Genomic DNA, 14,902 nt, shown 5'->3' with positions numbered 1-14,902 from the left:
CCTTTTTGGGAAATAGCAGAGCTATTTGTTCTCATTAACTTCGTGAATATAGAAACTTGTTTTTTCTTCTAAGCTCTTGAGGTATGCTTCTTCATAATCATAGAGTGGTGTTGGATACTTACCGTCAAAGTATGCCACACAAAGACCACCATTTGGAGCATCTGTATCAAGACCGATTGATTCAATCAAACCATCAATTGACAAGTAAGTTAGACTATCTGCACCGATAATTTCACAAACTTCATCTTTAGTATGATTAGCCGAAATCAATTCACGACGATTTTGAATGTCGATACCGTAGAAACATGGGTATTTCAACTCTGGACTACCGATTGCCACGTGAACTTCTGTCGCACCAGCTTCACGAAGAAGGCGAACAATACGACGTGAAGTTGTTCCGCGTACGATAGAATCATCAACCATGACAACACGTTTACCTTTAACAACGCCAGATACCGCTGAAAGTTTCATACGAACACCTTGCTCACGCAATTCTTGTGTTGGTTGAATGAAAGTACGTTGTGTATACTGATTTTTCACCAAGCCCATTTCATTTGGAAGACCTGATTCTTCAGCAAATCCCATCGCTGCTGAAAGTGATGAGTTTGGCACCCCTACAACGATATCAGCTTCGTGATGAAATTCTTGTGCTAAACGTTTACCCATATTTTTACGAGCAGTATGAACATTTACACCGTAAATGTCACTATCAGGGCGGGCAAAGTAGATGTATTCCATTGAACAAATAGCAAGTTGTGTGTCATTTGTATAAGAATCATAGCGAATACCACTATCGTCGATAATCACCATTTCACCTGGTTTAACATCGCGAACCCATTTAGCACCAACCACTTCAAAGGCACATGTTTCACTTGAAACTACCCAAGCACCGTTTTCCATTTGACCAACAGACAATGGACGGAAACCATTTGGATCAAGTGCTGCAATCAACTTATCTTCTGTTAATAAAAGATAAGCAAAGCCACCTTTAACAGTATTAAGTGCTTCTTTCACTTTTCCAAGAAATTCTGGATTGTGACTACGACGAATCAAATGCATCAAAATTTCAGTATCAGATGACGCATTAAAAATGGCACCTTCATCTTCCAATTCCTTCTTCAAAGAAACCGCATTTGTCAAATTACCATTGTGGCAAAGACCAAATTGTTCATCGGTGAAGTTGTAAAGAAATGGTTGAATGTTATTAATAGATGCAGAACCAGCAGTCGCATAGCGAACGTGACCAATAGCTGCAGAACCTGTCAATTTTTCCAAATCAGCAGGATTTTTAAATACTTCTGAAAGAAGACCAGTATTACGGTGTTGAAGAAGTTTACCGTTATCGTTAGAAACGATACCAGCACCTTCTTGACCGCGGTGTTGAAGACTGTGGAGTCCAAAATAAGTGACATGAGCTGCTTGAGGGTGTCCCCAAATCCCAAATACACCACATTCTTCATTAAGAGATTTAACTTCGTATGTCATTATTTTTTATTACCTAGATTAATTAGTTAAGACCTATTCCCTTTAATAAGTTGACAAAAGGTACTCACGTACCTTGTCAATGTCATCTATAAAATATATTTAACGTGTATTCTTAGCCTTTAGTGAAATATTCAACAGCGCTACGGAACAGGTGTTGATCTTTATTTCCTGGAATATTTTGGAAAAGACCATCTTCGTAACGTTCTGAATGTCCCATTTTACCAATGATTTGACCATTCTTACTTGTGATACCTTCGATAGCATTAACAGAACCATTTGGATTGTATTTAGAATCCATACTTGGTTTACCATCAAAGTCAACGTATTGGCTAAAGATTTGTCCATTGTCACGGAGTTCTGCAAACTCTTCAGCTGTGACAACAAATTTACCTTCACCATGCGAAACCGGAATAGCATAAACATCACCGACTTCTACACCTGCAAGCCATGGTGAGTTCGTATTAGCAATACGTGTTTCAACCATTTTCGCAACGTGTTGGTTAGCATCATTGTAGAAGAGCGTTGGGCTTGTTTCAGTAGCATCTTCAAAGTTACCGTATGGAAGAAGACCTGATTTCACAAGTGCTTGGAATCCATTACAGATACCAATAATCAGACCACCTTTTTCGATGAAGCTATCAATAGCTGCGCGAACTTTTTGGTTAAGCAAGATGTTCACGATAAATTTAGCAGAACCATCTGGTTCATCAGCTGCTGAGAATCCACCAGCAAAGAAGATAATGTTAGCTTTACTGATATTGTCAACCATTGTATCAACTGAAGCTTCGATTGCTGCTTCGTTAAGTGTCACAAATGGTACCAAATTAACTTTTGCACCAGCTTGTTCAAAGGCTTTAGCTGAATCGTACTCTGAGTTTGTACCAGGGAATACTGGAATGTAAACCAATGGTTCAGCAACTTTTTCACTAGCTTTAATCACTGCATTTGAAGCAACAGCTGGAACATCTTCAAGTTCAGTACTTTGTTCAAATTCAGTTGGATAAACATCTTCAAGTTTACCTTCAAAAGCTGAAAGAAGTTTGTCACAAGCAAGGTTGACACCATTGACAGTAAGTGTAAAGTCTTCAGTAGTTTCACCAATTTTGTTAACTCCTGCAATTTCTTCTGCAGATGTAAAGATAAAACCACCAAGTTGTGCTGTCAAGCTAGTTGCAAGTTCTGCCAATTCAACCTTAGCACCGATATGGTTACCAAAGCTAGCTAAAGCTAAGCTTTCAATCACACCACCGTATTTAACAGCTGAAGCTGATGTGATGTGGTGCTCTTTTTGAATAGCTTCAAATTTAGCAAAGTTAGCTTTAATAAGGTCAAAATCAATGTCTTGTGAAATAGCTTGACCTGGAATGTAGTAAACATGCTCACCAGCAGCTTTAAATTCTGGTGAAAGAACTTTACGGCTATCTGCTGTTGTCACACCAAAAGCAACCAATGTTGGTGGTACTGTCAATTCTTCGAATGTACCAGACATTGAGTCTTTACCACCAATTGATGGCAAACCAAGTTGGATTTGTGCTTCGATTGAACCAAGAAGCGCTGAAACTGGTTGACCAAATCGTTCAGCTTTTTTATCCATACGTTGGAAGTATTCTTGATAAGAGAAGCGCGCTTTAGACCAGTTAGCACCTGTTGCAACCAAACGTGCTGTCGCTTCAATCACAGCATAAGCTGCACCGTGATATGGTGACCATTCTGCGATATATGGGTTGAACCCTTGAGCCATAACAGAAGCTGTTGTTGTTACACCGTTTTGAACAGGGAGTTTTTGAACGGAACTTTCTGTTGGGGTGATTTGGTAACGACCACCAATTGGATGGTTAACTGTTGAACGACCAACAGAGCTATCAAAGATAGTTTGCAAACCTTTTTGACTAGCATGGTTAAGGTCAGAAAGCACATTTGCAGCATCTGTTTCAAGTGTTGCAGCTGATGTTGTACGTTGCTCAGGCATTTCAACTTGACTATCAACGACATCAGCGTCAACGACCACGCGCACACCATTTGTATCAAGGAAACGGCGTTCAATATCAACGATTGTTTGACCATTCCAAGTCATGACAAGGTTTGGTTTTTCAGTAACAGTAGCAACCACTACTGCATCGATGTTTTCTTTATGACATTCTGCCACGAAAGCCTCAACATCTTTCGGACGAACCACAACAGCCATACGTTCTTGTGATTCAGAAATAGCAATTTCAGTTCCGTTAAGTCCTTGGTATTTAAGTGGTACTTTATTAAGGTCGATTTCAAGACCATCAGCCAATTCACCGATAGCAACGCAAACACCACCAGCACCAAAGTCATTTGATTTTTTAATAAGGCGAGTCACATTACCATTACGGAAAAGACGTTGAATTTTACGTTCTTCAATGGCATTACCTTTTTGAACTTCTGCGCCAGCTGTTTCAACAGATTCAACTGTTTGAACTTTAGATGAACCAGTTGCACCACCGACACCATCACGACCTGTTTTACCTCCAAGAAGGATAACCACATCGCCTGCTTCTGGTTTTTCACGAACAACGTTACCTTTTGGAGCTGCACCGACTACCGCACCAAGTTCCATACGCTTAGCAACAAATCCTGGATGGAAATATTCTTTAACGTAAGTTGTTGCAAGACCGATTTGGTTACCATATGAAGAATAACCATGAGCTGCTGTTTTAGAAATCACTTGTTGTGGCAATTTACCAAGACGAGTTTCTGCAATTGGTGTTGTGATATCACCAGCACCTGAAATACGCATGGCTTGGTAAACATATGAACGTCCTGACAATGGGTCGCGAATAGCACCACCGATACATGTTGCAGCCCCACCAAATGGTTCGATTTCTGTTGGATGATTGTGTGTTTCGTTCTTGAACATAAGAAGCCAAGGTTCTTTAACACCATTCACATCAACTTCAATTTCAACAGAACATGCGTTAATTTCATCTGACACTTCCATATCATCCAAACGACCATTCGCACGTTCGTAACGACCAAAAATAGTCGCCATATCCATCAATGTTTGTGGTTTTTCAGAACGTCCTAGTTCGTCACGCATAGCAATGTATTTATCATATGTTGCTTGCAATTGTTTTTGGAATTTAGACGCTGAGAAATCAATATGCTTAAGCTCAGTTTCAAAGGTTGTATGACGACAGTGGTCTGACCAGTAAGTATCCAAAACTTTTAATTCTGTTTCAGTCGGCACACGTCCAATTGATTTAAAGTAATCTTGGATGAAAACAAGGTCATCAACTTCCATTGCCAAACCTTGCTCTGCTTTGTATTCAGCAAATTCAGCTGCTGTATAAGTTTTGAAGAAATCAAGATTTGGAATTGTTTTGTCAGATTCTGAAAATGCTTGTGGTGCGATACCAGTTGTAATATCTTTAAAACGAGAATCAACTGGGTTAAGAAGATAGTTCTTAACAGCATCAAGTTCAGCTGTATCAATATCTTTATTAACAAGATAAAGTTGCGCAGTATTAACAGTCACATCGTTATTGCTACCAAGTAAAAGCAAAGCTTCTTGTGAAGATGCTGCACGTTGGTCAAATTGACCAGGAAGTGATTCAATGGCAAAGAAAGCATAATTAGCAAGTTCAGCAACCACATCACTTTCAGCCAAAATATTGTCTGTTACTTGTTCAGAAAAAATATGTTTTTCAGCACGTTCGAAAAGCGAATCTGCCAAACCAAAAACATCATAAACTTGAATAATACGTAAATCAGTCAAGCTTGTTAATTGAAGATTATGTTTAAGCTCTTTGACAAGTGCTTGAGCTTTAATATTAAAATTTGATTTTTTCTCAACGAAAATTCGTTTATCCATTTTTTACCCTTTTTAGAATTTCTCTGTCAACTACTTAGCAAGTGTAGTGGCTTAGTCAAGTCCTTTTAATTTTTCAAGAACAACTTCGTATACATCTGTCAAGCTACCTAAATCACGACGAAAGACATCTTTGTCCATGTGGTGACCTTCAGCATCCCAAAGACGGCAGTTATCTGGTGAAAATTCATCAGCAAGAATGATTTTGCCATCTTTGTCTTTACCAAATTCCAATTTAAAGTCGATCAAAGTAAGACCAATTTGTTTGAACCAATCTTTCAATAGTTCGTTGATACGACGTGTTTCTGCTTTGATATATGCAATATCTTCATCACTTGCAATACCAAGGAATTTCACGTGTTCATCATTGATAAATGGATCATCTAATTCATCATTTTTATAGTAAAATTCAACAATCGGTGTGTCTAATTTGATACCTTCTTCAACACCAAAACGTTTTGAGAATGAACCTGCAGTGACATTACGTAAAACAACTTCAAGAGGAACAATATCAACTTTTTTGTTCAATTGTTCGGTTTCTGATAATTGCTTAACAAAGTGAGTTGCCACACCTGCTTCATTCAATTTAGTAAAAATTAAAGATGAGATTTGATTATTAAGAACGCCTTTACCTTTAATAGTCTCTTTACGAGCTCCATTAAGCATTGTTGCCTGGTCTTTATAGACTGAAATAATCAAATTCTCATCTTCTGATGTAGTGTAGATATCTTTAGCTTTTCCCGTATAAATAAGTTGTCGTGACATGTTTTCGTTCGCCTTTCGCTTTTATTCTACTAAATTTTAACACATGCTCTGGCCAATTTCAACATTTAACAGACTTTTTAATAAAATAAAAATAAAAACGTCCGCTTTTAACGAACGTTTTTGCTTAATTTACTCTATTATAGAGATATTCCATCATTTCTCCCATACATTTCATGTCTTCAACATCTTCGTCGGGAATTTCCAAATGAAACTCATCTTCTAAATTAATGATAAATTCCATCAAAGCAATTGAATCAACTCCCAAATCATCATGAAGACTAGTTGTTTGTGTAATCTCCAAATCAGGTTTATTCATTTGCTCTTTAATAATGAAACTAATCCTTTCAAAAATAGCCTCTTTTGTCATCTCGTCCTCCCTTTTCGTTAGTCTTTTGGTGTAAATGCTTCTACCAACTGACCAACGACATTTGTATCTAACATCTTACGAGCTTGTCTAATGGTATAATAAACAGCTTGTGCATCACTTGAACCGTGGCATTTCACAACAGGTGCTTTAAGACCAAAAAGAACAGCCCCACCTGCACTTGAATAGTCCATAGAATCTTTTAGACTGTACAAACTATCTTTTAATAGAAGTGCTCCCAATTTTGCCTTAAAGCCACCAGACTTAATAGAAGATTTCAAACTTCCCATAATGTTAAGGGCAGTTCCTTCCATTGTTTTAAGAACAGCATTTCCAGTAAATCCATCTGATACCACAACATCAGCAACGCCATTCATCAAATCACGCGCTTCAACATTTCCAACAAAATTCAAACTAGTATCTTCTGCCAAAAGAGCATAAGCTTCCTTATGAAGCGGGTCACCTTTAGTAGCCTCTGTTCCGTTATTTAGCAGACCAACTCGAGGTTTATCAATGCCACGAACATTTTTAGCATAAAATGAGCCCAAGATAGCATATTGGTGCAAGTGTTTAGGTGTATTTTCCGCATTAGCACCAAGGTCCAACATATCATAACCTTTACCATCTAAAGTTGGTAGAGTAGACATAAGCCCTGGACGATCAATTCCTTTAATACGTCCCACAACAAAAAGACCTGCTGCAAGAAGAGCTCCTGTATTACCTGCAGAAATCACAGCGTCTGCTGTACCGTCCTTAACAGCTTGTGCACCAAGAACCATACTTGCTTTCTTTTTACGACGAATTGCCTTAGCTGGCTCATCATCGGAATTAATTTTTTCATCTGTATGAATAATTGACACACGATCTGTTGCTGTCAAATACTCTTTAATTTTTGCTTCATCTCCATAAAGTTGGATCTCAATATCTGAGAAGTCTGCTAGAGCACGGTTCACTCCTTCAACAATAGCTTTAGGAGCATTATCGCCACCCATAGCATCAATAGCAATTTTTTTCATATGAATTTCCTCACAAAACATTATCGCCTTATTATAGCATGATTCGCGATTTTTTTCATTTTTCGAAAATTTTAGAGCGGCTTTCAGAAAAAAAGCCACCAGATAAACACAGAAATTCTGCGCTTATCAAGTGAGCTTATTTCATAATATTTCCCCAAGTGCCCAAATCATCGATGAATTTTTTACTCTTTAAACGTAATCCAACATAATTGTCATAAATATCATCAATGAACAACCGTAATTTTCGTTTCATCTCTGGTTTAACAGAAATTGTCTTCAAATCATCAAATTGAATTGCTTGAAAACGATCCACCAGATAAAGAACATTTGGATCCAAATGACTGCGATGCTCATCCTTAGCATAATGTTCTGGACAGAGCAGCCCAGAATATTTATGTGAAAAATCAAAAGGAAGCCCTACACGATGACAAAAAGCACAGTCATGAAAATTAAGACTAACACCAAAACGTTCTAAAATCTGGATCTCAAAAATATTAGTCAAAATTTCATAGTCAAGCCCCTCTTCCATCAACAAAAGAGTCTTCTTTAAAAAGGCAAATAACTGCGGATCTGCAACACCATCTGGTACAGCAGCATCAGCTAGGGACGTCACATAAGACGCATAAGATAGTTTAAATAAATCCACATTAATCTCCTTGAAAGAATCAACTTCCTTATAATCTTCAATAAAAGATAAACCAGTCTCATTGATTTTTAAAATAAATTTAGCTACCGTTAACGGTTGAATAGCCGAATTAAAACGAGATTTACTAGCATGTTTCACAAAAAACATATGCTTTCCATTCGTCTCGGTGAAAATCTTAACCAACTTATCATCCTCACGATAATTACGATTATAAAGGACGAGACCATAAGTTTCCTTATTTTGCATGTTCTTCCATAAATTCTTTCAAACGATCCATAGCTGTTGTGATTGTTTCCATGCTAGCTGCATATGACAAACGAAGATAACCTTCACCATATTTACCAAAAGCAACACCTGGAATGAAAGCAACTGCTTTTTCACGCGCAAAATCCTGACAGAATTTAAATGAATCTTGTTCATAGCCAGCTGGAATCTTAGCAAAAATGTAAAAGGCACCATCTGGTTTAATAATCTTAAAACCAAGTGCTGACATCTTATCAATGATGTAATCACGACGTTTCATATACTCTGCTTTCATTGGAAGAGCATCATCTTTACCAACTGAAAGAGCTTCAATCGCAGCAAACTGTGCCATTGTTGCAGCAGCTGTAACCAAGTATTGGTGACTCTTAATCAACTGTGCTGTAAAATTAGCTGGTGCAAAAATCATACCAATTCGCCAACCAGTCATAGCGTGAGATTTAGAAAGCCCATTAATTAAAATCGTTTGTTCTGGAAGATATTCAGCAATTGAGACATGAGGTTCATCACTATAAGTTAACTCAGAATAAACTTCATCTGAAACTACAAAGACATCATATTTCTTAAGCACGTCTGCCAAAGCTTTAATTTGTTCACGTGAATAAGTGACACCAGTTGGATTTGTTGGGTAGTTAAGCAAAACAGCTTTTAGTTTATCACCTTGTTCTAAGATAGCATTTTCAAGCATCTCTGGCGTTAAAACAAAATCATTAGCTGTTGTATCAATTTCAACGATTTCAGCCCCTACAAGATTAACAATTGGTTCATAACCAGGATAAGCTGGTGCTGGTAAAAGCACAGTATCACCAGGTTCCAAAATAGCTGTCAAAGTTGCAGACAAGGCTTCAGTCGCTCCAATTGTAACCAAAATTTCATTATCAGGATTATATGATAAATTGTATTTTGTTTTCAAAAAATCTGCAGCAGCTTGACGAAGAGCAGGCAAACCAGCCATACCAGTATAATGAGATTGATTGGCATCAATGGCTGCTTTGGCTGCTTCTTTAACATGATCAGGTGTTGTAAAATCAGGCTCTCCAAGAGTCAATTTCATAATGCCTGGCACGTCAGAAATAGATTGATCAAATTGACGAATCAACGATACTTCAATTTTATTTAAATTTTTATTAAAACGATCTGTTAAACTCATAGTCTCACCTCAAAAATTTAATTATATCTATTATACATGAAATTTGATAATTATACACCCTTTTTCAAGTTATCCACAGCGCCTGCTAAAAAAGCCAAGTCGCAAAGTTATCCACATGTTAATAGGTAAAAATAAAAAACCGCTGGAATTTTACACCAACGATTTTTTCTGACCTTTAAGTCATCCTTATTTATTAGCTGTTCCCATTTCAAACAATGGTGACAAAGGACGTTTTTCATGAATGCGAGTAATAGCTTCTGCAATCAACTCAGCAATTGAAATTTGTTCAATTTTATCAATCAAACGTTCTTCTGGGAGATAAATAGTATCCAAAACAACCAATTTTTCGATTGCTGATTTTTCAATATTTTCAAGAGCAGGTCCAGAAAGAACTGGGTGAGTACATGAAGCATAAACTGCTGTTGCACCAGCTTCTGCAAGAGCATCTGCTGCGTGACAAATAGTACCTGCTGTATCAATCATATCATCAATCAAGATACATTTTTTACCTTTAACATTACCAATGATATTCATAACTTCACTGGTATTCATTTTTGTAACACTACGACGTTTATCAATGATAGCAATCGGTGTTTGGAGGAATTGTGCCAATTTACGTGCACGAGTCACACCACCATGGTCAGGACTAACGACAACAACATCGTCTCCAACCAATCCGTGACGGTCAAAGTAATCAGCGATCAATGGTGCACCCATCAAGTGATCAACTGGAATATCAAAGAAGCCTTGAATTTGTGCAGCGTGCAAGTCAACTGTCAAAAGACGATCAACTCCTGCTACTTCAAGCATATTTGCTACTAATTTAGAAGTAATCGGTTCGCGAGAACGAGCTTTACGGTCTTGACGAGCGTAACCGTAGTAAGGAATAACCACACTAATTTTTTCAGCACTAGCGCGTTTAAGAGCATCAACCATAATCAAGATTTCCATCAAGTTATCGTTAACTGGTGAGCTAGTTGACTGCAAAATAAAGACATGGTCGCCGCGAATTGATTCTTCAATGTTGACTTGGATTTCACCATCAGAAAATTGACGAACAGTTGATTTTCCGAGTTGAATTCCCATAGCCGAAGCTACTTTTTCTGCTAATTCTTTGTTTGACGATAAGGCAAACAATTTTAAATCAGAATAAGACATGATTTCCTCCAAAGTTTTTATCCTTTACCATTTTAACGTTTTTTTAGCATTTTTTCAATGACAAATGCGTTAAATCCGCTAAATACAGGGAAAATAGGGGGGGATAAAAAAAGAGAAGGACATAATCCTTCTCACAGTTTTATTATTGGTAGATGTAGTAGACAGTTCCGCCACCCCAAGTTGATGAAGTTGGGTTGAACCATCCACGATAGTTACCGATTGATGAGTTACCAGCGTAGTTAGCTTCCATAACTTGGATATTAGTTGAGCTTTGAACAGCTGTTACGTATGCAACGTGTCCATAACCACCACCATCGTATGGCCATACAGCTACTGCACCAGCTTGTGGTGTAGTACCTACAGAGTGACCAGCAGCTTGTGCGCTAGCAATCCATTGATTAGCATTACCCCAGTAGTTACCAACCCATGAAGCAAGTGATTTAACACCCCAAGTACATTGACCTACTGGGTAAGTGTTACCTGCTGTGTTAGTAGTTGGTGTTACTGAAGATGGTTTAGCAGCACTCGAAGATGAATTATTTGTAGTTGCTGGTTTAGCAGCTTGTGCTGGAGTTGATACTTGTTGTGCAGGTGCACTTTGAGCTGGAGTTGATACTTGTTGTGCAGGTGCTTGTGCAGAAGTATCAGCTGATGAATCTTGAGCAGAAGTATCTGTAGTAGTATCAGTTGTTGCTGTACCATTTTGAACAGCAGCTTGTGCTTGTGCTACAGATTCAGCTTGCGCTTGTGCTTCAGCTTGTGCTTGTGCTTCAGCAGCAGCTTGTGCAGCGGCAGCTTCGGCAGCGGCTTGTTCAGCAGCTTCTTTTTGAGCTACCAAGTTAGCACGTTCATCTTCAGCAGTTGCCAATTGAGCAGAAAGGTTCAATTGAGCAGCTTGCAATTCAGCTTGTTGTGTTGCCAAAGCAGCTTGGTTTTGTTCGATAGTTGCTTTGTTAGCTACAACAGTATTGATAGCTTCTTGATTTTCAGCTTGTTTTTGTTCAATAGCAGCTTTGTCAGCTTCTTGTTCATCAAGCATTTTTTTGTTTGCAGCAACTACTTCACGAATTGCTTGAACACGATTGATAGCATCAGAAACTGATTTAGAGTTCAAGATAGTGTTGATGTAGCTAGTAGCTGAAGCATTCTTTTGTGCGTTACGAGCTTGGTTTTTCAAAGTTTCGTTACGAGCAACAATTTTACTTGAAAGAACTTGAATTTCTTCACTTAATTTTTTAGATTCAGCTTCAAGTTGAGCATTTTGTGCTTCCAATTCAGCTTGTTGTGATTGTAGTGAAGACACTTGGCTTTGAATAGCATCAACTTGACTTTGTGCTGCAGCTTGTTCAGATGTAAGATTACTGATAACAGCATCCTGTGCAGCAATTTGTGTATCATAATCGTCCGCATTAACAGTTACGGCCGCTGTACCCAATGTCACGCCACTAACAAGGACAGCTGATAAAATTCTTTTTTTCATATTAATTAAACTACTCCTTTTTGATAAGACAATATTATTTTACCAAAAAATCACGCAATTAATATTACGTGATTGTTACATTTATGTTTTGTTATGGTAATCTAAGCATTAAAATATACTTTTTTAAACAATTTCTGAAATATCAAATACAACAAAATATTAAAAATAAGGGTTGGCGCAAAACTATATGCTATAAAATTAGCCATTGACAACGTTGTCATCCCTAATAAAACAGCCATGGTTTCGCCAACAATTTCAAACAAAAACAAAACAACAATATAGAAGGTTAATGTTTGAAAATTACTAGCAAAAATACTCTTAGTAATTTTATTAGTAAAGATTACTAAAATTGGTAATAAGAAAACAACCAATCCAATTCTATTCAAATAATAAATATCATAAAGAGCACCTAAAATTAGAGTACTAAATAATACAAAATGCTTATTTCTATTATGATAAAAATCAATAATTGCCAACAAAAGAAGATGACTACTAATTGTCACATGATATGAGAAAATAGAACTCATCAAATAAGAGAGCTGACCATCAATCAACATTAAGAGAAAAAGCAAAAAAAGTAAAAAATATTTATTCTTAAAAAATGCCACTTTAATCACCAACTATTGTTACATAGGAAATGTCAGAAAAATCTGCAGTTGGTGTCACATAAACAACACGCTCCAAATTCTCTGAACTATTCTTCACGCTTGAAACAGAACCGACAGTAATATTTGCAACAGTGTCACCGTCAAGACCACTCGTCACAACACTATCCCCCTCATTAATATCAATAGAGGAATTAAGATTTGAAACTACAAAACATTTCTTATCAGAGTCATAAGACTCTAAGATTCCAAAAGCATCTCCTGATGCAGTTGATATTTTTACTGGAATACTAAAATCTGAACCATTTGCCAAAAGTGCAACACTTGAAGTAGTCGAATCAACATCAGTAACAACACCAATAAGACCACCATTTGACAAAGCAAGCATCTTCATAGCAACTTTATTACTTTTTCCTAACTTAACAGTCAAAGAATCATACCAAGAAACTGGACTACGAACAATAACTTTTCCTGTAGCAGAAAACTGAGTAGTGATAGATGATGATGCATTAATAGCATTATTTAATTGATCATTCTCAGATTTTAAAGAATCAATTACTTCACTTTGATTTTCGAGCTCTGCAACCTTTTTCTTCAATTTTTTATTTTCAGAATAAGTATCAAAAAGATCATGAATATCCTCATTAAGAGAATCTAAGGATCTAAAAGGAGCAGAAACAACAGAATCCACTCTGGCTACTACACTTCTAATCGGAGAAGTGACACTAGAAACAATTCCCACATTCTTAAAAAGAAAAGCTAAAGAAAGAGAGAGAAGTAATAAAATCAACACAGTGAAGAAAACGAGACGAGAGATTCTTAATTTTTTCAAGATCGTGCACCAACTAACTTAGAATATAAAAATAAAACGAGATATCAAAAGATAATCTCGCTTGAAAAATAGCACGGAGAATAAGGGATTCGAACCCTTGCGCCAGTTACCCGACCTAACGATTTAGCAAACCGTCCTCTTCAGCCTCTTGAGTAATTCTCCATTCCATGTATGGGCACAAGTGGACTCGAACCACCGACCTCACGCTTATCAGGCGTGCGCTCTAACCAGCTGAGCTATGCGCCCATGAAACTTGGAATAACCAATATAAATAAAATAAAAAGCGGGTGACGAGAATCGAACTCGCGACAACAGCTTGGAAGGCTGTAGTTTTACCACTAAACTACACCCGCATTTATTAAATTATAATGGCGCGAGACGGAATCGAACCGCCGACACATGGAGCTTCAATCCATTGCTCTACCAACTGAGCTACCGAGCCAAACTATTGCGGGAGCAGGATTTGAACCTACGACCTTCGGGTTATGAGCCCGACGAGCTACCGAGCTGCTCCATCCCGCGTTAACAATATGAAAGGAGGATGTGGGATTCGAACCCACGCACGCTTTTACACGCCTGACGGTTTTCAAGACCGTTCCCTTCAGCCGGACTTGGGTAATCCTCCATAACAAAAATATTCAAATCAATATGGACCTTGTAGGACTCGAACCTACGACCGCTCGGTTATGAGCCGAGTGCTCTAACCAGTTGAGCTAAAGGTCCAAAGTCATCCATATATCATCTATAGCGGCGAAGGGGATCGAACCCCCGACCTCCCGGGTATGAACCGGACGCTCTAGCCAGCTGAGCTACACCGCCATCAATCGGGAAGACAGGATTCGAACCTGCGACCCCTTGGTCCCAAACCAAGTGCTCTACCAAGCTGAGCTACTTCCCGAAATTATGCACCCTGCAGGATTCGAACCTGCAACCGCCTGATTCGTAGTCAGGTACTCTATCCAGTTGAGCCAAGGGTGCATCATATTAAATTGTATACTGCCGAGGACCGGAATCGAACCGGTACGAAGGTTACCCTTCGCAGGATTTTAAGTCCTGTGCGTCTGCCAGTTCCGCCACCCCGGCCTCTAACAAGCGAACGACGGGGTTCGAACCCGCGACCCCCACCTTGGCAAGGTGATGTTCTACCACTGAACTACGTTCGCATAAAGAGTATCCTATATGCCGGCTACATGACTTGAACACGCGACCCTCTGATTACAAATCAGATGCTCTACCAACTGAGCTAAGCCGGCAACTTCTTATTTAATGCGGGTTAAGGGACTTGAACCCCCACGCCGTTAAGCG

General features: G+C 38.2%; 11 protein-coding genes and 13 tRNA genes. All 24 read right to left on the bottom strand.

Features of this window, described 5'->3' with window-relative positions; genetic code table 11:
• Positions 1-21: 21 nt before the first annotated feature.
• A complete protein-coding gene (gene purF / locus JG537_RS09235; RefSeq protein ID WP_199545099.1) occupies positions 22-1,485 on the bottom strand; it encodes an amidophosphoribosyltransferase in 1,464 nt (487 codons plus the stop codon).
• 112 nt (positions 1,486-1,597) lie between these two features.
• The gene (locus JG537_RS09230) at positions 1,598-5,323 is read right to left on the bottom strand and encodes a phosphoribosylformylglycinamidine synthase (RefSeq protein WP_199545097.1); all 3,726 of its coding nucleotides are present in this window, start codon (positions 5,321-5,323) and stop codon (positions 1,598-1,600) included.
• Positions 5,324-5,374: 51 nt separating this feature from the next.
• Positions 5,375-6,085: a phosphoribosylaminoimidazolesuccinocarboxamide synthase gene (purC, locus tag JG537_RS09225; RefSeq protein WP_074482917.1), complete on the bottom strand. Its 711-nt coding sequence runs from the start codon at positions 6,083-6,085 to the stop codon at positions 5,375-5,377.
• A 124-nt stretch (positions 6,086-6,209) separates the two neighbouring features.
• Positions 6,210-6,452 (bottom strand): acyl carrier protein, encoded by a 243-nt coding sequence (locus tag JG537_RS09220; RefSeq protein WP_157628625.1) that lies wholly within the window; start codon positions 6,450-6,452, stop codon positions 6,210-6,212.
• Positions 6,453-6,469: 17 nt separating this feature from the next.
• Positions 6,470-7,465: a phosphate acyltransferase PlsX gene (plsX, locus tag JG537_RS09215; protein WP_132869539.1), complete on the bottom strand. Its 996-nt coding sequence runs from the start codon at positions 7,463-7,465 to the stop codon at positions 6,470-6,472.
• Positions 7,466-7,601: 136 nt separating this feature from the next.
• Complete coding sequence (gene recO, locus JG537_RS09210; protein ID WP_199545094.1) at positions 7,602-8,357, bottom strand: DNA repair protein RecO; 756 nt, start codon at positions 8,355-8,357, stop codon at positions 7,602-7,604.
• Positions 8,347-9,522 carry a pyridoxal phosphate-dependent aminotransferase gene (locus tag JG537_RS09205; RefSeq protein ID WP_132869537.1) on the bottom strand — a complete coding sequence of 392 codons (1,176 nt, stop codon included), beginning with the start codon at positions 9,520-9,522 and terminating at the stop codon, positions 8,347-8,349. The genes recO and JG537_RS09205 overlap by 11 nt, the downstream gene beginning before the upstream one ends.
• 186 nt (positions 9,523-9,708) lie before the next feature.
• Complete coding sequence (locus JG537_RS09200) at positions 9,709-10,680, bottom strand: ribose-phosphate diphosphokinase (RefSeq protein ID WP_006531291.1); 972 nt, start codon at positions 10,678-10,680, stop codon at positions 9,709-9,711.
• A 142-nt stretch (positions 10,681-10,822) separates the two neighbouring features.
• Positions 10,823-12,160 carry a CHAP domain-containing protein gene (locus tag JG537_RS09195; RefSeq protein ID WP_199545092.1) on the bottom strand — a complete coding sequence of 446 codons (1,338 nt, stop codon included), beginning with the start codon at positions 12,158-12,160 and terminating at the stop codon, positions 10,823-10,825.
• 101 nt (positions 12,161-12,261) lie between these two features.
• Positions 12,262-12,777, bottom strand: coding sequence for a rod shape-determining protein MreD (gene mreD / locus JG537_RS09190; protein WP_199545151.1), 516 nt, complete (start codon positions 12,775-12,777; stop codon positions 12,262-12,264).
• Positions 12,770-13,597, bottom strand: a complete 828-nt coding sequence (gene mreC / locus JG537_RS09185; protein ID WP_213085507.1) for a rod shape-determining protein MreC — start codon at positions 13,595-13,597, stop codon at positions 12,770-12,772. The genes mreD and mreC overlap by 8 nt, the downstream gene beginning before the upstream one ends.
• Before the next feature lie 74 nt (positions 13,598-13,671).
• A tRNA-Ser gene (locus JG537_RS09180) sits at positions 13,672-13,759 on the bottom strand.
• Positions 13,760-13,769: 10 nt separating this feature from the next.
• A tRNA-Ile gene (locus JG537_RS09175) sits at positions 13,770-13,843 on the bottom strand.
• Positions 13,844-13,879: 36 nt separating this feature from the next.
• Positions 13,880-13,950 (bottom strand) — tRNA-Gly (locus tag JG537_RS09170).
• A 16-nt stretch (positions 13,951-13,966) separates the two neighbouring features.
• Positions 13,967-14,039 (bottom strand) — tRNA-Phe (locus JG537_RS09165).
• A gap of 6 nt (positions 14,040-14,045) precedes the next feature.
• A tRNA-Met gene (locus tag JG537_RS09160) sits at positions 14,046-14,119 on the bottom strand.
• A 13-nt stretch (positions 14,120-14,132) separates the two neighbouring features.
• A tRNA-Ser gene (locus JG537_RS09155) sits at positions 14,133-14,222 on the bottom strand.
• Positions 14,223-14,246: 24 nt separating this feature from the next.
• A tRNA-Ile gene (locus tag JG537_RS09150) sits at positions 14,247-14,320 on the bottom strand.
• Between the two features lie 22 nt (positions 14,321-14,342).
• Positions 14,343-14,416, bottom strand: a tRNA-Met gene (locus JG537_RS09145).
• Between the two features lie 5 nt (positions 14,417-14,421).
• Positions 14,422-14,495, bottom strand: a tRNA-Pro gene (locus JG537_RS09140).
• A 6-nt stretch (positions 14,496-14,501) separates the two neighbouring features.
• Positions 14,502-14,575 (bottom strand) — tRNA-Arg (locus tag JG537_RS09135).
• 19 nt (positions 14,576-14,594) lie between these two features.
• Positions 14,595-14,680, bottom strand: a tRNA-Leu gene (locus tag JG537_RS09130).
• A gap of 8 nt (positions 14,681-14,688) precedes the next feature.
• A tRNA-Gly gene (locus JG537_RS09125) sits at positions 14,689-14,760 on the bottom strand.
• 17 nt (positions 14,761-14,777) lie between these two features.
• Positions 14,778-14,850: transfer RNA gene (locus JG537_RS09120), tRNA-Thr, on the bottom strand.
• Positions 14,851-14,902: the final 52 nt, after the last annotated feature.

Origin of the sequence: Streptococcus vicugnae (genome assembly GCF_016461705.1) — a bacterium.
Lineage (GTDB): Bacteria > Bacillota > Bacilli > Lactobacillales > Streptococcaceae > Streptococcus > Streptococcus vicugnae.
The sequence above is the reverse complement of the archived record's forward strand: the minus strand, read 5'-3'. Positions and strand labels throughout refer to the sequence as shown.